The sequence below is a fragment of the Cellulomonas sp. HZM genome, assembly GCF_000708885.1.
Classification (GTDB): Bacteria; Actinomycetota; Actinomycetes; order Actinomycetales; family Cellulomonadaceae; genus Cellulomonas.
In genome coordinates, this window is sequence record NZ_JEOE01000002.1 from 147,826 (window position 1) to 169,754 (window position 21,929).

Sequence of the window (21,929 nt, forward strand, 5' to 3'; positions counted from 1 at the left end):
AGCGTGGTGGTCCCGTCGTGACTCGACTCGGCACCGTCGGGGTCGCGCTCATCGTCGTCGGCGCGATCATGTCGATCGGTGTCGCCGTGAGGATGTACAGGCACCCCAACTCGTGCTTGCAGGAGCGTCGCCAGGCGGCGTTCCTGCTGTGGTTGCAGGTCCGCGACGGCGATGTGCCGTGCACGTCATCGTCATGATGCTCGTCGTCATCACGCTCGTCACGTGTGGGCCTGCATGATCGCCTCGCGTCGCTGCCCGGCCTGCTAAAGGCGGTGCAGGAACGGCTCGGTCACGCCTCTGTCGTCGAGACGCTGGACACCTACTCGCACCTGTGGCCGGATTCTGACGACCGGACCCGCGAAGCCGTCGACACGGCGATGGGACGAAACGGTGTTCGGACTGCGGGCGGACTGGCGCAGTAGTCGCTGCGCGAAACGGCAGTTCAGAGGCCTAAAAGCGGATGAGTCAGTCGGTACGCCGGGTTCTGTCCTCGTGCGCGGTCTCCCCCGCACGAGTGGCGGCCATCCATCTACGACGTACGTTGCCGCACGCCTCCAGCGGCCTACCCGGGAGCTCGGGCGGGCAGCCCTCGGACGCTCCCTGTCTGGCCTTGCTCCGGGTGGGGTTTACCTAGCCGCACCGGTCGCCCGGCACGCTGGTGGTCTCTTACACCACCGTTTCACCCTTACCTCGGTCCGAGGACCAAGGCGGTCTGTTCTCTGTGGCACTGTCCCGCGGGTCACCCCGGGTGGGCGTTACCCACCACCCCGCCCTGCGGAGCCCGGACGTTCCTCGGCGAGCCCGGAGGCTCGACGCGGCCGCCTGACTGACTCATCCGCAGTCCGGAGTCTAGACGTCGACCCGGTAGTCGAGCGCCAGCTCGTCGCCCGCGACGCCGCGGATGCCCCAGTGCGTGGGCGGCGACTCGAGGATCACGAGCTCGAGGTCGTCGGCGTCGAGGCCGAGGGCGGGTGCGACGGAGTCGAAGAACGCGGCGACGAGCTCCCGGACGGCCTGGGGCGACCGTCCCGTGAAGCAGACCACCTCGACGAAGAGGTAGGCGGCCGAACGCGGTGCGACGAGGTCCTCGTCGTCGAGGAGCAGGAACCGGTGGAAGCGCTTGTCCTGCGGCAGCGACCACGCGTCGACCAGTGCCGCGTGGACGGCGTCCGAGACCTCCCCGCGACGGTCCGCCCACGCCGAGCGGCGTCCGTAGATCTTCACCTGTGCCAACGTCGTGAACCTCTCACCGCGGAGCCCGGGTCGCGGCGGGCGACCGCGCGTCCGAGACCCTACAGTCAGGGCGTGCTCGTGCTCCTGCCGCCCTCCGAGGGCAAGACGGCCCCTCGCCGCGGCGCACCCGTCGAGGTCGCGTCCCTGTCCGCTCCCGAGCTGGGGCCGATGCGGGAGAAGGTGCTGGACGCTCTCGTCGAGGCGTCCGCACGCGCGGACGCGGTGCAGGTGCTGGGGGTCGGCGCGAGTCTCGCCGACGAGGTGGCGCGCAACGTGCTGCTCCGCGAGGCGCCGACCGCTCCTGCGCGGCAGGTGTACTCGGGCGTGCTGTACGCGGCGGCTGGGCTCGACCGGCTCACACCCACCGGACGGCGGCGCGCTGCCGAGCACGTGCGGATCGCCTCGGGGCTGTGGGGGCTCGTCTCGCCCGAGGACCACATCCCCGCATACCGCCTCTCGATGGGCGTCGACCTGCCCGGCGTCGGTCCGCTCGCGTCGGCGTGGCGTCCGCTGGTCGACGAGCAGCTCGCCACGCTGGCGTCGGACGAGCTCGTCGTCGACTGCCGCTCGTCGACCTACGCGGCCTCGGGCCGCCCGCCCGCGGACGCGCGTTGGGTCGCCGTCCGCGTGCTGCGGGAGGCCGACGGGCGTCGCGCGGTGGTGTCGCACAACGCGAAGCACACGCGCGGCGTGCTCACACGGCACCTGCTCACGCGGCGCGGCAAGGCGCCGGAGACCGCGGAGCAGCTCGCGCGGGTCGCCGCCGAGCTGGTCGGTACCGAGCTGCTCGCGGTGGAGCTCCGCGAGCCGCGGCGCGGGGCCCGCGTGCTCGACCTCGTGGTGGGCTGACGTGGCGTCTCGGCGCCGACGGTTCCCGTGGTGGGCGGTCGCGCTCGCCGTGGCGGTCGTCATCCCCGTGGCGGGGGTGCTGTCGGCCGACGAGACGCGCGCGCTGGCCGAGCGCACGTTCCCCGTGCTGGGCTTCGTCGCGGCCCTCACCGTGGTCGCGGAGCTGTGCGCAGGGGCAGGGCTGTTCGCGGCCGCCGCCGAGCTCGCCGCGAGGGCAGCGGGCGGACGCCGCTGGCTCCTGTGGGTGCTCGTCGTGCTGCTCGCCACGCTCAGCACCGTGGTCCTGTCGCTCGACACCACGGCCGTGCTGCTGACTCCGGTGGTGATCGCGCTCGCCCGGCACACGCGCTCGTTCCCGCTGCCGTTCGCCCTGGTCGTGGTCGCGCTCGCCAACACCGCGTCCCTCGTGCTGCCGGTCTCCAACCTCACGAACCTGCTCGCCGACCACACGTTCCGCGCCGCGCAGGTGAGCTACATCGGCCTCATGTGGGTGCCTGCGCTCGTCGCGATCCTCGTGACGGTGCTGGTGCTGGGAGTGCGCGACCGGTCCGCGCTGCGCGGCCGGTACGAGCCGCACCCCTCCCCGCGCGCCAAGGACCCGGTGCTGCTGCGCGTCGCGGCGATCGTCACGGGCGTCATGGCGGTCGCGTTCGTCGTCGGCGTGACGCCGTGGGCCGCGGCGACAGTCGCGGCCCTCGTGCTGCTCGTCGTGACACTCGCACGACGCCGGCCGCTGCCGGTGCCGGCGTCGGACCTCGTGCCGTGGCGCACGCTGCTCGTCGTCCTCGGGCTGTTCGTGGCCGTCGAGGCCGCGCACGCGCACGGCGCCGGGCAGGTGCTCGCGTCGATGGCCGGCGACGGTGACGACGTGTGGTCGCTGCTGCGGCTCGCGGGGGTCGGCGTGCTCACGTCGAACGCCGTGAACAACCTGCCCGCGTACCTCGCGCTCGAACCGGCGACCGGTGGCGACCCGCTGCGGGTCGGCGCATTGCTCATCGGCACCGGTGCGGGTGCGATCCTGACGCCGTGGGGCTCGCTCGCGACCGTCCTGTGGTGGCAGCGCGCGCGCCAGGTCGGCCTGCACGTGCGCACGCGCACCGTCGTCCTGCAGGGGCTGCTGCTGGGGCCTGCGATCGTCGTGCTCGCGGTGCTCGCGCTCGTCGCGACGAGCTGAGCCGTCCCCAGACGTACCGCCGGCCCTACCCCCAGCCCTCGCTCGGAACGCCCACCACCGCGATCTCGTCGCGCCGGTCCGGGTACAGCCGCACGATGCTGAGCGACGCGGGCGCGACCCGCAGCTGGCTCCACGACGAGGGCTGGGCGCGCATCGCGACGCCCAGCGCCGCACGGATCGCGACCGCGTGGCTCACGACGACGACCGTGCGCCCGCCACCCCCGGCACGCAGCTCGTCGAGCCCACGGGCGAGCCGCTCGCCCACCTGCGCGATCGACTCGCCGCCGGGCGGGACCACGTCCGCGCGCGTGTGCCACGGCTCGAGCTGACCGGGCCAGCGTTCCTCGATCTGCGCGGCCGTGAGCCCCTGCCACGCACCGAAGTCGGCCTCCTGGAACGTCGCGTCCGTACGCACCGGCAGCCTGAGTCGCTCGCCGACGATCGCACCGGTCTGCTGGGTGCGCACCATCGGCGACGCGACGACCTCGGACGGGTAGTGGATGTCTCCCCACAGGTCACGCCCCACGCGGTCCACGAGCGCCGCGGCAGCATGGGCCTGCGCGATCCCGTGCCCGTCGAGCGGCGGCCCGGGCTCGCCCGAGCCGGAGTACCCGCCGGCGACGGTCATCGTGGTCTGCCCGTGCCGGACGAGCACGACCGTGACGGGCTCGGCGTCGTCGAAGCGGGCGGATGCGCCCGAGGGTCGCGGTGCGCGACCGGATCCGGGGTCCGAGGCTGCGTTCACGTGCCCAGACTGGTCCGGGCCGCGGCCGGGCGCCACCGCTGCGAGCTCAGTCCTTGGGCAGCCGCACCAGGATGCGCCCGCACTCCTCGCACCGCACCACGGTGTCCTCCGACTTCTGCCGGATCGCATCCAGGTCCAGAGGGTTGAGGTCGAGCCGGCACCCGTCGCACCGCGTCCCGCGCAGCGCTGCGGCCCCGACGCCGCCGAGCTGGCCACGCAGGCGCTCGTACAGCGTCACCAGGCCCGCGTCGAGACCCTCCGCAGCCGTCGCGCGCTGGCCCGCGACCGTCGCGGTCTCGGCGTCGATCTCGGCGTACGCCGCGTCCCGCTCGCCCTCGACACCCGCCTTCGACTCGACGAGCGCCGTATGGGAAGCGGACACCTCGGACAGCGCGCTCTCGTGCGCCTCGAGCCGCTCCATGACCTCGAGCTCGACCTCCTCGAGGTCGGACTGCCGACGGGCGAGCGACTCGATCTCGCTCTGCAGCGCCTGCAGGTCCTTGGCGGTGCCCTGCCCGGAGTCGAGCCGCGCCTGGTCACGAGCGGCACGGCTGCGCACCTGCTCGACGTCGCCCTCGGCCTTGGTCACCTCGCGGCGCAGGTCCGAGACCGCGGTCTGCGAGGTGACGAGGGACGTGTGCAGGTCCGCGAGCTGCGTGTCGAGCTCCGCCAGGCGGGCGAGCTGCGGCAGCGTCCGCCTGCGGTGCGCGAGCTGGTCGAGGCGCGTGTCGAGCGCCTGCACGTCCAGGAGCCGGCGCTGGTCGGCGGCGGGGGCAGTGCTCACGGGTGTCCTTCCGACGGGTTCTCGGCGCGTCCCGTCCACGGGTCGGTGCGGACGGTGCTGACGCGGGTCTCCACCGTAGTGCCCCGCGCGGCGAGGTCGTGCTCGAGCGCCCGCGCGGCGTGCTCGAGCCAGGGCCACTCGGACGCGAAGTGCGCGAGGTCGACGAGGTACGGGCGGCCGTCCTCGAACTCGGCACGCTCGCGCAGCTCCGAGGCCGGGTGGTGGCGCAGGTCGGCGGTGACGTACGCGTCGACCCCGGCGGCACATACGTCGTCGAACAGCGAGTCGCCCGAGCCGCCGACCACTGCGACGCGCTCGACGAGCCCCCCTGGGTCGCCCGCGAACCGCACTCCCTGGGCCGTCGCCGGGACGGCAGCAGCCACGCGCTCGGCGAACGCGGCGAGCGTCGTCGGCTCGGCGAGCCGCCCCACCCGCCCGATCCCCGTGCTCTCGTCGGCCCCGGCGACGAGCGGCACGGTGTCGACCACGCCGATCGCCTCCGCGAGCGCGTCCGCGACCCCGCCGCGTGCCGCGTCGGCGTTGGTGTGCGCGGCGTACAGGGCGATCCCCGAGCGCACGAGCCCGTGCACGAGCGCGCCCTTGAAGCTCGTCGCGGCGACCGAGTGCACACCCCGCAGGAGCAGCGGGTGGTGGGTCACGACGAGGTCGGCGCCCCACTCGCGGGCCTCGTCGAGCACTGCCGCGACGGGGTCGACGGCGAGCAGCACGCGGCGTACCTCGTCGACGGGGTCGCCGACGACGAGACCGACCGCGTCCCACGGCTCGGCCGTGCCGGGCGGGTAGCGCCGCTCGAGGGCTGCGACGACGTCGGCGAGGCTGGCGCTGCTGGCGGTCACGGGTGCGTCCACGCCGCCGACGCTACCGGTCGCGAACGGTGGCCTCAGGACGCCGAGACGCGGTCGCCCACGCGTAGCACCCCGGTCCGCACCGGGACCGCCTGGATGCCGAACCACACCTCGCCGTCGCGGCGCCGGTGCCGCGCGAGGGAGCGCAGGGGCTCCTTGCCCTTGAGGTACGTGTCGGGGTCGACGGTCGTCATGACGCACCGCCCGGTGTGGTCCGCGAACCGCAGCTCGAGCCCGCCGACGACGAAGCGCGACCAGTCGTCCTCCGCGAACGGCTCGTCGACGCCGTCGACCAGGATGTTGGGCCGGAACCGACGCACGTCGAGCGGGTGGGCAGCGTCGGGGACGGGGCGTCCGGCGGCGAGCGCCCGCTCGACCGCCTCGTCGTGCGCCTGTGCCGCCCACTGGTCGAGCCGGCGCAGCGACGCCGTGGTGAACAGGTGCAGCGGCGCGGTGTCGGTGAGCGACATCGGGTCGTCGGCCGTGCCCCCGTGCGCGGCCGACATGCCGCGCCGGGACGGGTCGTCGAGCCAGACGAGCCGCGCGGGGCGGCCGACGAGCTCCGAGCACCAGGCAGCGGCATCGTCGCCGGCGTCGGTCGCGTGCTCGACGCGGGACATCGTGACGTCCACCCGGCGGCCGTCGAACGGAGCGGCGACCTCGAGCAGGCCGAGGGTCGCGTGGTCGAGCGCGACCCCGTGGCCCACGGGAAGGGCACGCGCGCCGAGCATCTGCGGGAGCTTGCGCGCGGTGAGCGTCTCACCACGCTCGTCCACCAGCATCCAGCGGCGGTCCCCCGAGGGCCCCTCGGGGCCGACGACGACCTCGTCCACCCGGTACCCCGCGAACGACTTCACGGGGTAGACGGTCAGGGCACTGACGTGGGGGGTCACGCGATCTCCGGGGACGACGACGAGCGGGTGGGCCCGGCCGGGTTCGAACCGGCGACCCCCGCGGTGTAAGCGCGGTGCTCTGACCAGCTGAGCTACAGGCCCCTGCGTCGCGGCGTGCGCAGGAACGGCACGGCCGACGACGGTCGCCCAGCCTACCGGCCGGTGCGCCGTCCCCCTCCGGTCAGGCCGACAGCCGCCCGAGCGCCTCGCGGTACGCCGACAGCGGCCGCGCCTGGCCGGCCTCGTTGACGACCGACCACACCACGGTGCCCTCGGCGTCGACCAGGAACGACCCGCGGCGGGCGAACCCGCGCTCGTCGTCGAACACACCGTAGGCGCGCGCGACCTCGCCGTGCGGCCAGAAGTCCGACAGGAGCTCGAAGCCGTACCCCTCGTGCTCCGCCCAGGCCCGCAGCGAGTGCACCGGGTCGCACGAGATCACGAGCAGCTGGACGCCTGCGTCCTGGAAGGCGGAGATGTTGTCGCGCAGCTCGCACAGCTCACCCGTGCACGTGCCGGAGAAGGCGAACGGCACGAACACGATCGCCACGGGTCCGCCGCGCAGGCCCGAGAGCGAGACGGGCGTGCCGTGCGTGTCGGTGAGCGTGAAGTCGGGGGCGACGTCGCCCTGCTGCGGGCTCACTTGCCGCGTCCGCGGGTCGCCAGACGCGTCGCGGACCAGTCCGGCGCGATCGAGAAGGTCGTCATCGCGTGCAGGCCCGACGTGGTCGCGGCCTCCTCGATGTCGGAGTGCGAGACGTGCCCGCCGCGGCCCGACTTCGGGGTGAGCACCCAGATGGGTCCGTTGTCGTCGAGGACCGTCATCGCGTCGACGAGGTAGTCCGTGAGGTCGCCGTCGTCCTCGCGGAACCAGATCACGGCGCCGTCGGTCACGTCGTCGTAGTCCTCGTCGACGAGCTCGGTGCCCGTGACGCCCTCGATCGCGGCGCGCAGGTCGTCGTCGGCGTCGTCGTCGTACCCGATCTCCTGGACCACCTGCCCCGAGGTGAAGCCGAGGCGTGCCACTGCCTGCGCGTCGACGTCAGCGCTGTCTGCCACGTCCTGACCGGTCCCTTCGTCCGAGGTCCACGCGTCGTGCGCGCGGGTCCTGCCTGATGTCCGCACACGTTAGCCCACAGCGCCACCACCCGGCCTGGCAAGGGGTGTCGCACCCGTTGCCCGGGACCCGCCCGGGACTCGCCGGGGACTCGTCGGGGACTCGTCGGGGACCGCTGCCCGCACCCGGTCGCCGCTGTGCAATGCCCGGGTGTCGTGCACGTCACGGCCTCCTACCCGGTACCCAAAGTGACTTTCTGGCCCCGGCAGTCCGAGAATGGGTCGACGAACCCCCGATCCGGCGCCGAACCAGCATGGGACCAGAACGGAACCAGCACGGGACCACCGGACCGGGTCGAACGATGTGCGCCGAGGCCTTCGGGCTCCGCGCGCGGACGAGAGGCGAGGAGCACTGGTGGCTTCGATCGACGAGACGGGACCGCTCATCGGCGGCCTGCTCAGCCAGGTACCGGACATCGACCCCGAGGAGACCGGCGAGTGGGTCGAGTCGCTCGACGGGCTGATCGACGACAAGGGCGGCCCGCGCGCCCGCTACGTGCTGATGAGCATGCTGCGGCACGCGCGCGAGCGGAACGTCGCGATCCCCGCGTCGCTCAACACGCCGTACGTCAACACGATCGCGGTGCACAACGAGCCGTACTTCCCCGGTGACGAGGTCATCGAGCGCCGCTACCGCTCGTGGAACCGCTGGAACGCGGCCGTCATGGTCACGCGCGCGCAGCGGCCGGGTGTGGGCGTCGGCGGCCACATCTCGTCGTACGCGTCGGTCGCGACGCTGACCGAGGTGGGTCTCAACCACTTCTTCCGCGGCAAGGACCACCCGGGCGGCGGCGACCAGGTCTACTTCCAGGGCCACGCCTCCCCCGGCGTCTACGCCCGTGCCTTCCTCGAGGGGCGCCTGTCCGAGCACCAGCTCGACGGGTTCCGCCAGGAGCTGTCGCACCCGGGCGGCGGCCTGCCGTCCTACCCGCACCCGCGCCTCGCGCCGGACCTGTGGGAGTTCCCGACGGTGTCGATGGGCCTCGGCCCCTCGTCGGCCATCTACCAGGCGTGGACCAACCGCTACCTGCACAACCGCGGGATCAAGGACACGAGCCAGCAGGACGTGTGGGCGTTCCTGGGCGACGGCGAGATGGACGAGCCCGAGTCGCGCGGCATGCTCCAGCTCGCGGCGCAGCAGAACCTCGACAACCTGACGTTCGTCGTGAACTGCAACCTGCAGCGGCTCGACGGGCCCGTGCGCGGCAACGGCAAGATCATCCAGGAGCTCGAGGCGCAGTTCCGCGGCGCGGGCTGGAACGTCATCAAGGTCATCTGGGGCCGCGAGTGGGACACCCTGCTCAACGCCGACAAGGACCGCGCGCTCGTCAACCTCATGAACACGACGCCTGACGGAGACTTCCAGACCTACCGGGCCGAGAACGGCGCGTTCATCCGCGAGCACTTCTTCGGTCGCGACCCGCGCACCAAGCAGCTCGTCGAGAAGATGTCGGACGACGAGATCTGGGCGCTCAAGCGCGGTGGCCACGACTACCGCAAGATCTACGCCGCCTACAAGGCTGCGCGCGAGCACACCGGCCAGCCGACGGTCATCCTGGCGCACACCATCAAGGGCTACGGGCTGGGCTCGGGCTTCGCGGGGCGCAACGCCACGCACCAGATGAAGAAGCTGAAGGCCGACGACCTCAAGACGCTGCGCGACTCGCTGCACATCCCGATCACGGACGAGCAGATCGACGAGAACCCGTACGTCCCGCCGTACTTCCACCCGGGTCCGGACGACGAGGCGATCCAGTACCTGCTGGAGCGCCGTCGTCAGCTCGGCGGGTTCGTGCCCGAGCGCCGCTCGACCCACGCGCCGGTCACGCTGCCCGAGGCGAAGGTGTACGAGAGCCTGGCGAAGGGCTCCGGTCACCAGGAGGTCGCCACGACGATGGCGCTCGTGCGCCTGTTCAAGGACCTCGTGAAGGACAAGGAGTTCGGCCACCGCCTGGTGCCGATCATCCCCGACGAGGCGCGCACGTTCGGCCTGGACTCGATCTTCCCGAGCGCGAAGATCTTCAACACGGTCGGCCAGCACTACCTCGCCGTGGACCGCGAGCTCATGCTGAGCTACAAGGAGTCCGAGTCCGGGCAGATCATGCACACGGGCATCAACGAGGCCGGCTCGGCCTCGGCGTTCCAGGCCGTCGCGACGTCCTACGCGACGCACGGCGAGCCGCTCGTGCCGTTCTACTTCTACTACTCGATGTTCGGGTTCCAGCGCACGGGCGACCAGTTCTGGGCCGCCGGTGACCAGATGGCACGCGGGTTCCTCATCGGGGCGACCGCCGGACGGACGACGCTCACGGGCGAGGGCCTGCAGCACGCCGACGGCCACTCGCCGCTGCTCGCCGGCACGATGTCGCACGTCGTGCACTACGACCCGGCGTACGGGTACGAGATCCGGCACATCGTGCGCGACGGCATCGAGCGCATGTACGCCGAGGACAACGGCGGCCGGGACCGCGACGTCATCTACTACCTCACGGTCTACAACGAGCCGATCGTCCAGCCGGCTGAGCCGGAGGACGTGGACATCGAGGGGATCCTGCGCGGCATCCACCTCGTCTCCCCCGCCGAGGGCGAGGGTCCGCGCGCGCAGATCCTCGCGTCGGGCGTGGCCGTGCCGTGGGCGCTCGAGGCACAGAAGCTGCTCGCCGAGGACTGGGGCGTGCGCGCCGCGGTGTGGTCGGTGACCAGCTGGAACGAGCTGCGGCGCGACGGCCTGGCCGCCGAGCAGCACGCGTTCCTGCACCCCGGCGAGGCGCCGCGCGAGGCGTACCTCACGCAGAAGCTGGCCGGCGCGGAGGGCCCGTTCGTCGCGACGACGGACTACGACCACCTCGTCGCCGACCAGGTGCGCCAGTGGGTTCCCGGCACGTACGCGACGCTCGGTGCGGACGGCTTCGGCTTCTCCGACACGCGCGCCGCGGCGCGCCGGCACTTCAAGATCGACGGCCCGTCGACCGCGGTGCGGGTGCTGCAGCAGCTCGCCCGCACGGGCGAGGTCGCGGCGGACGCCGCTGCGCAGGCCATCGAGCGCTACCGCCTGCACGACGTCACGGCCGGCACGTCCGGCAACGCGGGCGGCGAGTCCTGATCGGCTGACCCCGTACGACGAGAGCGCGTGGCCCCCGCGGGGTCACGCGCTCTCGTCGTACGGGGGGCGATCGACGCCGCTCGTCAGGTCCCGGGGATGGACTGCTCCGCGTGCGCCACCTCACGCTCGAGCTCCTCGCGCAGGCCGACGACGACGCGCTGGTCGTGGAACAGGTCGAGCGACCGCAGGTGCTGCTTGGCCTCGAGCGGACGACCCGCCTCGATCGAGGCGAGCACGAGCTGGCGGGCCACCTCGGGCTCGTGGTCCTTCGGGTGGTAATGCCCCACGCCCAGGCCGATCGCGTCCACCGGGGCCCCGGCGTCGCGCAGCAGCTTGAGCGACTCGGCGAGGGCGCGTCCCGACGGGTCGCGCTCGGCGGCGGTACGCAGCCGGCGCAGGGTGCCCTCGTGGTCGTCTCGGACCGAGAGCCGGGCGACCTCGAGGAGCGGGAACCAGGCACGCGGGTTGCCGGCGAGCTCCTCACCCAGCGCCCACACCGCGAGGTCGGCCGCGCGCTGGCGCTCCTCGTCCGCCGCGTCGGCGGTCAGCGGGTCGTCGTGCGCCACCGAGTCGGACGCGCGACGCCGGACGATCTCGGCGAGCGCCGCGAACGCGCGCTCGTTGTTCGGGTCGTCGCTGAGCATCGAGCGCAGCGCGTCCTCGTGCAGCGTGTCGCCACGGCGGGCGGTGCTGGTGGGCCGGCGCGCTCCCACGCGCGACGCGGACGCAGGACGACGGATGAGCTGTCGGAGCCTGGGCAGGAGTGCCATGCGTCGACCCTAGCCGCAAGCAACCAGCGGCACCGGGCGGAGCGGGCGGACCCCCGCGCGAGCGTGGTCGGCGTAGCGGAGCCGTTTGTCGACTTCCCACAAGCGGACCCCTATGCTCGGCCCATGCCCGCCAGCCCCCCGGCGTCCACGACGTCGTCCGCTTCGGCACCTTCGTCCCCGCCGCCGACCCGCGCGACCCGCAGCTCGAAGCGGCCCGACCGCTCACGAGCCGCCCTCATGCCGACACCCGGTGCCGAGACGCAGCGCCGCGTGCGCGACGGGTCGGGCCAGCTGGCCGCGGCGACGATGCGCCGCCTCGAGGAGGACCTCGACTGGTATCGCGCGCTCCCAGCGGAGGACCGCTCGTGGGTGGGGCTCGTCGCACAGGCGGGCATCACCGCGTTCGTCAGCTGGTTCGCCGACCCGTCGCGCCCGCCGCACGGGGTCGGCGACATCTTCGCGGCGGCCCCGCCGGAGCTGACGCGCTCGATCTCGCTGCAGCACACGCTCCACCTCGTGCGCGTGGTCGTGGACGTCGTCGAGACGCACAGCGACCGGCTCGCCGCACCGGGCGAGGAACGAGAGCTGCGCGAGGCGGTGCTGCGCTACTCGCGCGAGGTCGCGTTCTCGGCGGCCGAGGTCTATGCGCGGGCCGCCGAGGTGCGCGGCGCGTGGGACGCCCGACTCGAGGCGCTCGTCGTGGACGCGCTGGTGCGCGGCGACGTCGACGACTCGTTGCGCTCGCGGATCGGCGCGCTGGGCTGGAGCGGACGCGGCTCCACGCTGGTCATGGTGGGGACGAGCACGTCGGCGCTCGACGAGGTGCGCGCTGCGGACCTGCGCCGTGCGACGCGGCGCGCGGCCGACGACGCGCTGGTCGGCATCCAGGGCGACCGGCTCGTCGTGTTCCTCGGCGGGGACGGCGACCTGCGTGCCGCCGCGGTCTCGCTGCTGCCGCGCTTCGGTCCCGGTCCGGTGGTGCTCGGCCCCCAGGTCGCCGACCTGCTCGACTCGGCACGATCGGCGCGCGCCGCGCTCGCGGGTCTCGTCGCCGCTCGCGCGTGGGAGCAGGCGCCACGCCCCGTGCTGGCCGACGACCTGCTGCCCGAACGCGTGCTCGTCGGCGACGCCGCCGCGCGCAGGACTCTCGTCGTGCAGGCGTACGAGCCTCTCGCGGCGAGCCAGGGGTCGCTGCTCGAGACCCTCTCGGCGTACCTCGGCACGGGACGTTCGCTCGAGGCGGCCGCGCGCTCGCTGTACGTGCACCCCAACACCGTCCGGTACCGCCTCAAGCGGGTCGCCGACGTGACGGGGTGGGACCCCCTCGACGCGCGCGAGTCCTACGTGCTGCAGACCGCGCTCGCCGTGGGCAGGCTCGACACGTCCGACCCGAGCCCCGACGCGCGTTTGTAGGAGCCGCACAAGGGTGCGCACCAAGGTTGGTGCGCGCCGTGACCGGGTCGGCCGCCGCTCACCCGGCAGAGTTGTCGGGTGCTCGTCGTCGCCTGCCCCGGTCAGGGTGCCCAGTCCCCCGGAATGCTCGCCCCGTGGCTCGAGCTCCCCGTCGTCGCCGAGTCGATCGGTCGTGCGAGCGAGGTGACGGGTCTCGACCTCGTCGCGCACGGCACGACGAGCGACGCCGACACGATCCGTGACACGGCCGTGGCGCAGCCCCTGCTCGTCGCCTCCGCGCTCGCGTCGCTGCGCGCGGTCCTCGACCTCGACGCGTCCGCGCGGCTCGGCGCGGCCACGGGGGTCGACGTCGCCGCCGGCCACTCGGTGGGCGAGCTCGCCGCCGCCGCGGTCGCGGGCGTCCTGTCCGACGACGAGGCGCTCGCGCTGGTCGCCGTGCGCGGCGCGGCGATGGCCCGCGCGGCCGCCGCGATGCCGACCGGCATGGCGGCCGTCCTGGGCGGCGACGCCGCCGAGGTCCTCGCCGCGCTCGAGCAGCACCGGCTGGTCCCCGCCAACGTGAACGGCGGCGGCCAGGTGGTGGCTGCCGGCGCGCTCGACGACCTCGCAGCGTTCGCCGCGGCCCCGCCGGCCCGCGCGCGCGTCGTCCCCCTGCAGGTCGCGGGGGCGTTCCACACGTCGTACATGCAGCCCGCGGTCGCGGAGCTCGAGGCGGCAGCGACCGGCATCGTCCCGGCCGACCCCGATGCGACGCTGCTCACCAACTCGGACGGCTCGGTGGTCACCGACGGCGCCCGCGCGCTCGCGCTCGTCGTCGCGCAGGTCGCCAACCCGGTCCGCTGGGACCTGTGCTGCGAGACGATGCTCGAGCTCGGCGTGACCGGGCTTCTCGAGGTCGCACCCGGCGGTGTCCTGACCGGCCTGGCGCGGCGTACGCTGCCCGGGGTCGAGACGGTCGCCGTCAAGACCCCCGCCGACCTGGATGCCGCGCGCGACCTCGTGCGCCGGCACGCCGGCACGTCCAGCACCGAGAGCCCCCAGGAGCAGTCGTCGTGACGCGTCCCACCCTGACCCAGGCCACCGGCCCCGCCCACACCCGGATCCTCGGGCTCGGCGGTGTGCGCGGGGAGAACGTCGTCCCGAACGACGACCTCGTCGGCCCGATCGACTCCTCCGACGAGTGGATCCGCCAGCGCACCGGGATCGCGACCCGCACGCGCGCCGGTGCGGGCACCGACGTGCTCGACCTCGCCGAGGACGCAGCCCGCGCCGCGATCGAGAACGCCGGGCTCACGGGTGCGGACATCGACGCCGTGATCCTCTCGACGGTCACCTACTTCCACCAGACGCCCGCGGGTGCGGCGATCATCGCCGACCGCATCGGGGCCACCCCCGCCGCGGCCTTCGACATCTCCGCCGCGTGCGCCGGCTACTGCTACGGCATCGGCCAGGCGGACGCGCTCGTGCGCTCGGGCGCCGCGCGCAACGTCCTGGTGATCGGCGCGGAGAAGATGAGCGAGTTCGTCGACCCGACGGACCGCACGATCTCGTTCCTGCTCGGGGACGGCGCCGGGGCGGTCGTCGTCGGCCCGTCCGACACGCCGGGCATCGGCCCGACCGTGTGGGGCTCGGACGGCGGCCAGGCGCAGGCGATCCGCCAGACGCACTCGTGGCTCGCGACGCGCGACGAGGGCGCGGGCTGGCCGACGCTGCGCCAGGAGGGCCAGTCCGTGTTCAAGTGGGCCGTGTGGCAGATGGCTCCCGTCGCCCAGAAGGCGCTCGACGCGGCCGGCATCACGGCCGACGAGCTCGACGCCTTCATCCCGCACCAGGCGAACAACCGGATCATCGACCAGATGGTCAAGACGCTCAAGCTGCCGGAGTCCGTCGTCGTCGCCCGCGACATCGTCGACACGGGGAACACGTCCGCCGCGTCGATCCCGCTCGCGACCGAGCGCCTGTACCGCGAGGGGCTCGTCAAGAGCGGTGACCTCGCGCTGCAGATCGGTTTCGGCGCCGGCCTGGTGTACGCGGCGCAGGTCGTCGTCCTGCCGTAAGGCCCCGTACCAGCCCTGTACCGTTCGTCCCGAAAACCGTCCGGGCACATGTCCTGACCCCATCCCGCACCACCAACCGAGGAGACACCCCCATGGCGTACAGCGAGCAGGAGATCCTTGCCGGCCTGGCCGAGATCGTCAGCGAGGAGACCGGCCTTCCCACGGACTCCGTCCTGGCCGAGAAGTCCTTCACGGACGACCTGGACATCGACTCGCTCTCGATGATGACGATCGTCACCCTCGCCGAGGAGAAGTTCGACGTGCGCATCCCCGACGACGAGGTCAAGAACCTCGCGACCGTCGGCGACGCCGTCTCGTTCATCGCGGGCGCCCAGGCCTGACGGCCGCCCCGCAGCACCACCTCGGGGCTGCCCCGGGCACCCGCCCGGGGCACCCCACCCCCCGACCGCCGAGCCAGGAGCACCGATGAGCCACCCGATCGACGTCGTCGTCACCGGACTGGGAGCCACCACGCCGCTCGGCGGCGACGTCCCCAGCACCTGGGCCGCCGCCCTCGCGGGCGAGTCCGGCGCCCGCCCGTTCGAGCACGACTGGTCCACCGAGTACGGCATCCCGGTCGAGTTCGCGGCCACGCTCAAGGTCAAGCCGGAGGACGTGCTCCCCCGGCCCGAGCTCAAGAAGATGGACCCCTCCGCGCAGTACGCGATCATCGCGGCGCGCGAGGCGTGGGCCGACGCCGGCTCGCCGGACGTCGACGGCACCCGCCTGGGCGCGGTCGTCTCGTCGGGCATCGGCGGCATCTGGACCACGCTCGACGGCTGGGACACGCTGCGCGAGAAGGGCGCGCGTCGCGTGCTGCCCATGACCGTGCCGATGCTCATGCCGAACTCACCGGTCGCGTACGTGTCGCTCGAGTTCGGCGCGAAGGCGGGTGCGCACGCGCTCGTCTCGGCCTGCGCATCCGGCGCCGAGGCGATCGGCTACGGCGTGGACATGATCCGCGCCGGACGTGCCGACGTCGTCATCGCCGGCGGCACCGAGGCCACGATCCACCCCATGCCCATCGCGGCGTTCGCGGCGTCTCGCACGCTGTCGCTGCGCAACGACGACCCGCAGGGCGCGTCGCGTCCGTACGACGTCGACCGCGACGGCTTCGTCATCGGCGAGGGCGCCGGCGTCGTCGTGCTGGAGAGCGCGGCGCACGCCGCGGCGCGCGGCGCACGGGTCTACGGCCGCATCGCCGGCGTCGGCCTGTCCGCCGACGGCTACCACATCACGTCCCCCGAGCCCTCGGGCGACGGCCAGATCCGTGCCATGAACATGGCCCTCGGCGAGTCCGGCGTCTCGGCGCGCGAGGTCGTGCACGTCAACGCGCACGCCACCTCGACGGTGGTCGGCGACCTCATCGAGGCGCGCTCCATCCGCGGCGTGCTCGGCGACGACTCCGACCACGTGGCGCTCTCGGCGACCAAGTCGATGACCGGCCACCTGCTCGGCGGCGCCGGCGCGCTCGAGACGATCTTCACCGTCCTCGCGGTGCACGAGCGCCAGGCTCCCCCGACGATCAACGTCGCGACGCCCGACCCGGAGCTCGTGCTCGACCTGGTGCGGGACAAGCCGCGCGAGCTGCCCACGGGCGACATCGCCGCGCTCAACAACTCGTTCGGGTTCGGCGGCCACAACGTCGCGCTCGTGGTCACGTCGGCCTGAACCCGGTCCACGACGAAGGCCCGCACCCCGGCTCTCCCGGGGTGCGGGCCTTCGTCGTTGGTCGGTCAGCCGACGCGGTGCAGCCAGCGCACGGGCGCCCCGGCACCCGCGTACCGGAAGGGCTCCAGCTCGTCGTCCCAGGCCTGCCCGAGAGCGAGGTCGAGCTCGGTGCGCAGGCGTTCCGGGTCGGCGACATGCTCCATCGCCGCCCGGATGCGGTCCTCGGGGACGACGACGTTGCCGTGCACGTCGGTCGCGGCGTGGAAGATCCCCAGCTCGGGCGTGTGGCTCCAGCGCGAGCCGTCGGTGCCGCGACTGGCCTCCTCGGTGACCTCGTAGCGCAGGTGCGCCCAGCCGCGCAGCGCCGACGCGAGGCGCGCGCCCGTGCCGGGCTCGCCCTGCCACGAGTGCTCGGCGCGGAAGAACGCCGGGCCGGCGGGCTGCTCGGTCCAGTCGAACGCGACCCTGCCGCCCAGCACGTTGCCGGCCGCCCACTCGACGTGGGGGCACAGCGCACGGGGCGCAGAGTGCACGAAAAGAACACCGCGGGTGATCGCACCTGCCATGTCGTCCTCCATCAGCGGCTCGAGGTTCGCCTTCCCCAACGACCTCGCCCCTTGCTGAGGGGTACGCACGGACTCGCGGCGTGCTGCGGCCCACTATGCCCGACGACGGGCCTCGAAGCCAGCAGGCGCGACCTCGAGCTCGAGCAGCGACGCGCTCAGAGCTGTTCGCGCACTGCCCTCATCGCCTTCTTGCGCACCGAGCGCTCGAGGCGGTCGAGGTAGAGCATCCCGTCGAGGTGGTCCACCTCGTGCTGGAGGCAGCGCGCCATGAGCTCGGTCCCCTCGACCACGACCTCCTTGCCGTCGAGGTCGGTGCCGACGACGCGCGCGTACCACGCACGACGCGTGGGGAACCACAGCCCGGGGACCGACAGGCAGCCCTCGTCGCCGTCCTGGTACTCGTCCTCGGAGAGGTCGACGATCACAGGGTTGAGGACGTAGCCGATCTCGTCGTCGATGTTCCAGGAGAACGCTCGCAGCCCGACGCCGATCTGGTTGGCGGCGAGACCGGCGCGGCCGTCGTGGTCCACGGTCTCGAGCAGGTCGTCGACCAGCGTGCGCACGCGCTCGTCGATCGTCGTGATCGGGTCGCACGGGGTGCGCAGGACGGGGTCGCCGACGGTCCGGATCTCTCGCATCGCCATGGGTCGATCCTCCCATGACACCGCACCGTGTCCCGCACCGTGTCCCGCATCGTCGAGCGCGCAGCACACACGAAGGCCCGGTGACGTCGACGTCACCGGGCCTTCGTGATCGGGTACTGCTGCGGGGTCACTCCCCCGCGCGCTGCTGCGGGACGCCGGTGAGGAGCTGACGCACCTCGGCCTCGTGGAAGCGGCGGTGGCCGCCGAGGGTACGGACGGCCGAGAGCTTGCCGGCCTGGGCCCAGCGCGTGACCGTCTTGGGGTCGACGCGGAAGAGGACTGCGACCTCGCCCGGCGTGAGCAGGGCGCCCTGCGAGAGAGGGGCCTCGGTGGAGGGGGTGGTGATCGCCATGATCGTGCTCCTGTCGTTCGGTAGCTCGGCTGACCCTGTAGGCCCCGTGGCTTTGCGTCCCCACCTTGCGGCGGGTTTGCCGTTTTCGCTGACACCGGAACTATGCCCGAATCTGGACGCTTGTGCAAGAAGCAACCGACGCCCGATTCGCGAGCGATCGGGTGAAATCCATCCGGGCGGTACCGGACGGACCGGACATGACAGCGTTGGCGCAGGTCAGGCGCAGGTCAGTCCGAGGTCAGGCACGGCGCTGGCGCGGCTCGGCGGCGCACGGGCCGCGCTGCCGCACGGTGGGCGGGTGGGGCAGGTGGGGCTTGAACCCACGACCCACGGATTATGAGTCCGCTGCTCTGACCGACTGAGCTACTGCCCCCGGGTGCGCGGCAAGGCTACGGCACGTCACTCCGCTTTGCGGTTGTACCTGTGGGTAGGTACAGTCGCGATCATGGACACCCGCCAGCTGCTGGTCGACACCATGAGCGACCTGCTGTGGGAACGCGGCTACGCCGACACCAGCCCGCGTGAGGTGCGCGAACGCGCAGGGGTCGGTCAGGGCAGCCAGTACCACCACTTCAGGTCGAAGCACGACCTCGCCCTCGCAGCGCTGGAGCAGAACATCGCGGCCCTGCTGCCTGCCTCGTCGGAGTTGTCCGGCCCCGGCAGCCCGCTCGGACGCGTCGAGGCGTACCTCATGGCCCCGCGTGACGCGCTGCGGGGCTGCAAGGTCGGCCGGATGACGCAGGACCCGCAGGTCCGCGAGGACCCGCTGCTCCTGGCGCCGGTCGCCCGCGCGTTCACGCAGGCGCACGAGCGCTGGGCCTTGGCCCTGGGCGAGGCGGTCCGCGTCGGCGAGCTCCCTGCGGACCTGGATCCGGACGCGCTCGCGCACACGCTCATGGCGGTCCTGCAGGGCGGATACGTGCTCGCGATGGCCCAGCAGGACCCCGCCCCGTTCGAGGCGGCTCGGGCCGGCGCACTGGCCCTGCTCCGCGCCGCCGCTCTCCGACCCTCCCCCGTACCGACCACAGAGGAGCACCCCGAGCCATGACCACACGCATCGGCATCAACGGCTTCGGCCGCATCGGACGCACGTACCTGCGCGCGGCGCTCCAGAACGCCGCGGACGTGGAGGTCGTCGCCGTGAACGACCTCGCGGACGCGCGCACTCTCGGGACGCTGCTCGAGTGGGACTCCCTGTCGGGCCGCCTCGACGGCGTGCACGTCGAGGCCGACGCGCTGACCGTGGGCGAGCGACGCATCGCCGTCCTCGCCGAGCCGGACCCCTCCCGCATCCGGTGGGGCGACGTCGGCGCCGACGTCGTCATCGAGTCGACTGGTCGGTTCACCGACCGCGCCTCGGCGTCGGCCCACCTCGCGGGCGGCGCCAAGAAGGTGGTCGTCTCCGCGCCCGCCAAGGGAGACGTCCCCACGTTCGTCCTCGGCGTCAACGACGACCGGCTCGACCCGGCTGCCGACGACGTGTTCTCCAACGGCTCGTGCACGACGAACTCGCTCGCACCGCTCGCGAAGGTGCTGCACGAAGCGTTCGGCATCGAGTCCGGCCTGATGACCACCGTGCACGCCTACACCAGCGACCAGAGGCTCCACGACGCGCCCCACCCGGACCTGCGCCGCGCCCGCGCGGCCGCGGTGTCCACGATCCCGGCTTCCTCAGGTGCGGCCGCCGCGATCGGGAAGGTCCTTCCCGAGCTGGACGGTCGGCTCACGGGGGCCGCCCTGCGCGTGCCCGTCCCGGTGGGTTCGATCACGGACCTCACGGTCGTGCTCGAGCGGGAAGCAGACGTCGAGGAGGTCAACGCCGCGTTCCGTGCGGCCGCCGCGGGCCAGCGACTGAGCCGCTACCTCCAGTACTCCGAGGCGCCGCTCGTCTCCGCGGACATCGTCGGCAACCCGTTCTCGACGGTGTTCGACGCCCCGCTCACGCAGTCGCTCGGCCGTCAGGTCAAGGTGCACGGGTGGTACGACAACGAGTGGGGGTTCTCGAACCGGCTCGTGGAGTTCTCCGAGCGCATCGGCGCGGGCCTGTGAGCGTCGGCTCCGGCACGGGTCGGGGCTGCGGCGTCAGGACCGCGGCCGGTCAGAGCCGGCCGTAGCGCGCGCGGACGAACGAGTACAGCCCGTACGCCACGAACCCCGCTCCCGCCGCCACCAGCAGCCACGTTCCCGCCGGCGCGTCGCGCAGCGTGCGCAGGGCACCGTCGAGCCCGGTCGCCTTGTCCGGGTCGTGCTTCGCGGCAGCGACGACGAACAGCACGCCGACGATCGCGAGCGCGATGCCCTTGGCCACGTACCCGACGACGCCGAGCCGCCGCGACCACGCGCCGGCCGGACCGGGCGGCAGCCCGTGGAGGTCCTCGAGGAACGTGCGACGCAGACCCTTGACCGCGTAGACGACGCCACCGACCGCGACCGCCACGCCCACGACACCCACCAGGATGCGACCGCCCGGTGCGGACATGAGGGACTGCGTCGCATCGGAGGTCTGCTTCGAGCTCGACCGACCGCTGCCGAGCGCGAAGGACAGGGACGTGACCGCCAGGGCCAGGTAGAGCACGGCGCGGAAGGCCGCCTGCACCCGGTCGCCGGTCCCGGACCCCTGGCTCGTCGGCTGCTTGCGCAGCGCGACCGCGGCCTGCCACGTGCCGAGGGCGACGAACGCCACGAACGAGGCCCACAGCACGATCGCTCCGAAGGGCGTGCGCGCGATCGTCGCGAGCGCTCCGGACTGGTCGGCGTGCCCGCCGCCGCTGCCGAGAGCGACCCGCACCGCGAGCACCCCGATCAGCACGTGCAGCACACCGCTCGTCACGTACCCGGACCGTGCCGCGAGCTGCCAGCCGCGCTGGGCCGTCGTCGTCCCCGACATCCGCTCCTCCTCGCCAGCCCGCTGCCGCAGGCACGTGGTGGCGATCGTGGCAGGCCACGGCCCGGTGTGCGACCGGAAGCCGGCGCCTGCGCGGGTAGCGTGGGACCGTGCCAACCTCGCCCCGCAGTCGTCGGTTGACGGCCGCCGACCGTGCGCGCGTCGCGCTGCGCCCCGGCGACCGCGTGCTCGCCTCGGCCACGCTCGCGGACGAGCGCGTGGTGGTCTGCAGCCGTCTCGCTCTGCACGTGCTCGCACCCGGCGAGATCCTGCGCACCCCGTGGGCCGACGTCGACCACGGTGCGCTCGACCCCGCGACCCGCACGCTCGTGGTCCGGTGGGTGTGGGGTGGGTCGAGCGAGCTGGCCTTCGCCGACGACCGCGCGTCCGTGGCCGTCGCGCAGACCTTCCGCGAGCGGGTGCAGCAGTCGGTCGTGCACACGACGAACGTCGCGCTCCCGGGTGGTCGGCGCGCCCGGGTCGCGCTGCGGCGCGACGAGGACGGCGAGCTGTTCAGCCAGGTCCTCGCCGACCCCGACGTCGACCTCGCCGACCCCGTCGTCGCGCGTCTCGTCGACGCCGCGGAGGACGACGTCCGCGACGCCGCAGGCCTTCCGCGCTGACGCTCGTCGCGCACCCGCCCGCGCCCCTGCCGGGTGTCCGGAGCACCCTGCGCCGGCTGCTAGAGTTCTTCCCGCACGATCCCCCGTAGCTCAATTGGCAGAGCATTCGACTGTTAATCGAAGGGTTACTGGTTCGAGTCCAGTCGGGGGAGCACATCGAGGCCCTGACCAGCACCGCTGGTCGGG

24 protein-coding genes, 3 tRNA genes, 1 other RNA gene and 1 riboswitch are annotated in these 21,929 nt (G+C 73.1%); of the genes, 13 read left to right on the top strand and 15 right to left on the bottom strand.

The genetic code is table 11. The features are described from left to right. Positions 1–224: 224 nt before the first annotated feature. A complete protein-coding gene (locus AW16_RS0102550) occupies positions 225–422 on the top strand; it encodes a hypothetical protein (protein WP_029287932.1) in 198 nt (65 codons plus the stop codon). A gap of 35 nt (positions 423–457) precedes the next feature. Here the strand turns inward: AW16_RS0102550 and rnpB are convergent. Next, positions 458–834: RNase P RNA component class A (gene rnpB, locus AW16_RS17450), an RNA gene on the bottom strand. A gap of 15 nt (positions 835–849) precedes the next feature. Continuing rightward, the gene (locus tag AW16_RS18315; protein WP_231495926.1) at positions 850–1,224 is read right to left on the bottom strand and encodes a tautomerase family protein; all 375 of its coding nucleotides are present in this window, start codon (positions 1,222–1,224) and stop codon (positions 850–852) included. An 81-nt stretch (positions 1,225–1,305) separates the two neighbouring features. On the opposite strand from AW16_RS18315, the gene AW16_RS0102560 reads away from it, so the two are divergent. Then, a complete protein-coding gene (locus tag AW16_RS0102560) occupies positions 1,306–2,082 on the top strand; it encodes a YaaA family protein (protein WP_029287935.1) in 777 nt (258 codons plus the stop codon). Between the two features lies 1 nt (position 2,083). Then, the gene (locus AW16_RS0102565) at positions 2,084–3,256 is read left to right on the top strand and encodes an SLC13 family permease (protein WP_029287937.1); all 1,173 of its coding nucleotides are present in this window, start codon (positions 2,084–2,086) and stop codon (positions 3,254–3,256) included. A gap of 25 nt (positions 3,257–3,281) precedes the next feature. Here AW16_RS0102565 and AW16_RS0102570 read toward each other — a convergent pair whose 3' ends face one another. From AW16_RS0102570 to AW16_RS0102600, 7 genes are all read right to left on the bottom strand, one after another. Then, on the bottom strand, positions 3,282–4,001 hold the full coding sequence (locus AW16_RS0102570; RefSeq protein ID WP_034648001.1) for a histidine phosphatase family protein: 720 nt from the start codon (positions 3,999–4,001) through the stop codon (positions 3,282–3,284). 46 nt (positions 4,002–4,047) lie between these two features. Then, a complete protein-coding gene (locus tag AW16_RS0102575; protein ID WP_029287941.1) occupies positions 4,048–4,785 on the bottom strand; it encodes a zinc ribbon domain-containing protein in 738 nt (245 codons plus the stop codon). Next, the gene (locus AW16_RS0102580) at positions 4,782–5,654 is read right to left on the bottom strand and encodes a Nif3-like dinuclear metal center hexameric protein (protein WP_029287943.1); all 873 of its coding nucleotides are present in this window, start codon (positions 5,652–5,654) and stop codon (positions 4,782–4,784) included. The genes AW16_RS0102575 and AW16_RS0102580 overlap by 4 nt, the downstream gene beginning before the upstream one ends. Positions 5,655–5,686: 32 nt before the next feature. Beyond that, entirely contained in the window at positions 5,687–6,544 is an 858-nt protein-coding gene (locus AW16_RS17940; protein ID WP_029287945.1) for an MOSC domain-containing protein, read from the bottom strand. Positions 6,545–6,572: 28 nt separating this feature from the next. Beyond that, positions 6,573–6,646 (bottom strand) — tRNA-Val (locus AW16_RS0102590). A 79-nt stretch (positions 6,647–6,725) separates the two neighbouring features. Beyond that, the gene (locus tag AW16_RS0102595) at positions 6,726–7,187 is read right to left on the bottom strand and encodes a peroxiredoxin (RefSeq protein WP_029287946.1); all 462 of its coding nucleotides are present in this window, start codon (positions 7,185–7,187) and stop codon (positions 6,726–6,728) included. Next, entirely contained in the window at positions 7,184–7,603 is a 420-nt protein-coding gene (locus AW16_RS0102600; RefSeq protein WP_029287948.1) for a DUF3052 domain-containing protein, read from the bottom strand. The genes AW16_RS0102595 and AW16_RS0102600 overlap by 4 nt, the downstream gene beginning before the upstream one ends. A 412-nt stretch (positions 7,604–8,015) precedes the next feature. Between AW16_RS0102600 and aceE the strand changes: the two genes are divergently transcribed. Next, positions 8,016–10,763 (top strand): pyruvate dehydrogenase (acetyl-transferring), homodimeric type, encoded by a 2,748-nt coding sequence (gene aceE, locus AW16_RS0102605; RefSeq protein ID WP_029287950.1) that lies wholly within the window; start codon positions 8,016–8,018, stop codon positions 10,761–10,763. An 83-nt stretch (positions 10,764–10,846) separates the two neighbouring features. Here aceE and AW16_RS0102610 read toward each other — a convergent pair whose 3' ends face one another. Continuing rightward, positions 10,847–11,533: a hypothetical protein gene (locus tag AW16_RS0102610; protein ID WP_029287952.1), complete on the bottom strand. Its 687-nt coding sequence runs from the start codon at positions 11,531–11,533 to the stop codon at positions 10,847–10,849. Between the two features lie 237 nt (positions 11,534–11,770). Here AW16_RS0102610 and AW16_RS0102615 point away from each other — a divergent pair, with 237 nt between their 5' ends. From AW16_RS0102615 to AW16_RS0102635, 5 genes are all read left to right on the top strand, one after another. Next, a complete protein-coding gene (locus AW16_RS0102615) occupies positions 11,771–12,946 on the top strand; it encodes a CdaR family transcriptional regulator (RefSeq protein ID WP_034648003.1) in 1,176 nt (391 codons plus the stop codon). 78 nt (positions 12,947–13,024) lie between these two features. After that, positions 13,025–14,002, top strand: a complete 978-nt coding sequence (locus AW16_RS0102620) for an ACP S-malonyltransferase (RefSeq protein ID WP_029287955.1) — start codon at positions 13,025–13,027, stop codon at positions 14,000–14,002. Continuing rightward, positions 13,999–15,003, top strand: a complete 1,005-nt coding sequence (locus AW16_RS0102625) for a beta-ketoacyl-ACP synthase III (RefSeq protein WP_029287957.1) — start codon at positions 13,999–14,001, stop codon at positions 15,001–15,003. Before AW16_RS0102620 ends, AW16_RS0102625 begins: the two co-directional genes overlap by 4 nt. A gap of 92 nt (positions 15,004–15,095) precedes the next feature. Next, positions 15,096–15,344: an acyl carrier protein gene (locus tag AW16_RS0102630; protein ID WP_029287958.1), complete on the top strand. Its 249-nt coding sequence runs from the start codon at positions 15,096–15,098 to the stop codon at positions 15,342–15,344. An 85-nt stretch (positions 15,345–15,429) separates the two neighbouring features. After that, positions 15,430–16,674 (top strand): beta-ketoacyl synthase, encoded by a 1,245-nt coding sequence (locus tag AW16_RS0102635; protein WP_029287960.1) that lies wholly within the window; start codon positions 15,430–15,432, stop codon positions 16,672–16,674. 65 nt (positions 16,675–16,739) lie between these two features. On the opposite strand, the gene AW16_RS0102640 is transcribed toward AW16_RS0102635, so the two are convergent. The 4 genes from AW16_RS0102640 to AW16_RS0102655 all read right to left on the bottom strand — a co-directional run bounded on the left by AW16_RS0102640 (position 16,740) and on the right by AW16_RS0102655 (position 18,609). Beyond that, a complete protein-coding gene (locus tag AW16_RS0102640; RefSeq protein WP_029287962.1) occupies positions 16,740–17,240 on the bottom strand; it encodes a DUF3145 domain-containing protein in 501 nt (166 codons plus the stop codon). Between the two features lie 155 nt (positions 17,241–17,395). Beyond that, positions 17,396–17,884, bottom strand: a complete 489-nt coding sequence (gene def, locus AW16_RS0102645; protein WP_029287964.1) for a peptide deformylase — start codon at positions 17,882–17,884, stop codon at positions 17,396–17,398. Positions 17,885–18,011: 127 nt separating this feature from the next. After that, positions 18,012–18,236, bottom strand: coding sequence for a BldC family transcriptional regulator (locus AW16_RS0102650; protein WP_029287966.1), 225 nt, complete (start codon positions 18,234–18,236; stop codon positions 18,012–18,014). Between the two features lie 16 nt (positions 18,237–18,252). After that, positions 18,253–18,327, bottom strand: a riboswitch (cyclic di-GMP riboswitch). Positions 18,328–18,535: 208 nt separating this feature from the next. Continuing rightward, a tRNA-Ile gene (locus AW16_RS0102655) sits at positions 18,536–18,609 on the bottom strand. 72 nt (positions 18,610–18,681) lie between these two features. On the opposite strand from AW16_RS0102655, the gene AW16_RS0102660 reads away from it, so the two are divergent. Continuing rightward, the gene (locus AW16_RS0102660) at positions 18,682–19,284 is read left to right on the top strand and encodes a TetR/AcrR family transcriptional regulator (RefSeq protein WP_034648032.1); all 603 of its coding nucleotides are present in this window, start codon (positions 18,682–18,684) and stop codon (positions 19,282–19,284) included. Then, positions 19,281–20,285 carry a type I glyceraldehyde-3-phosphate dehydrogenase gene (gene gap, locus AW16_RS0102665; protein ID WP_029287970.1) on the top strand — a complete coding sequence of 335 codons (1,005 nt, stop codon included), beginning with the start codon at positions 19,281–19,283 and terminating at the stop codon, positions 20,283–20,285. The genes AW16_RS0102660 and gap overlap by 4 nt, the downstream gene beginning before the upstream one ends. Before the next feature lie 49 nt (positions 20,286–20,334). On the opposite strand, the gene AW16_RS0102670 is transcribed toward gap, so the two are convergent. Then, positions 20,335–21,123, bottom strand: a complete 789-nt coding sequence (locus tag AW16_RS0102670; protein ID WP_029287971.1) for a DUF1206 domain-containing protein — start codon at positions 21,121–21,123, stop codon at positions 20,335–20,337. A gap of 107 nt (positions 21,124–21,230) precedes the next feature. On the opposite strand from AW16_RS0102670, the gene AW16_RS0102675 reads away from it, so the two are divergent. Together AW16_RS0102675 and AW16_RS0102680 are read left to right on the top strand one after the other, a co-directional pair. After that, positions 21,231–21,743, top strand: coding sequence for a hypothetical protein (locus tag AW16_RS0102675; protein ID WP_051681599.1), 513 nt, complete (start codon positions 21,231–21,233; stop codon positions 21,741–21,743). Between the two features lie 79 nt (positions 21,744–21,822). Then, positions 21,823–21,895 (top strand) — tRNA-Asn (locus AW16_RS0102680). Positions 21,896–21,929 lie beyond the last annotated feature (34 nt).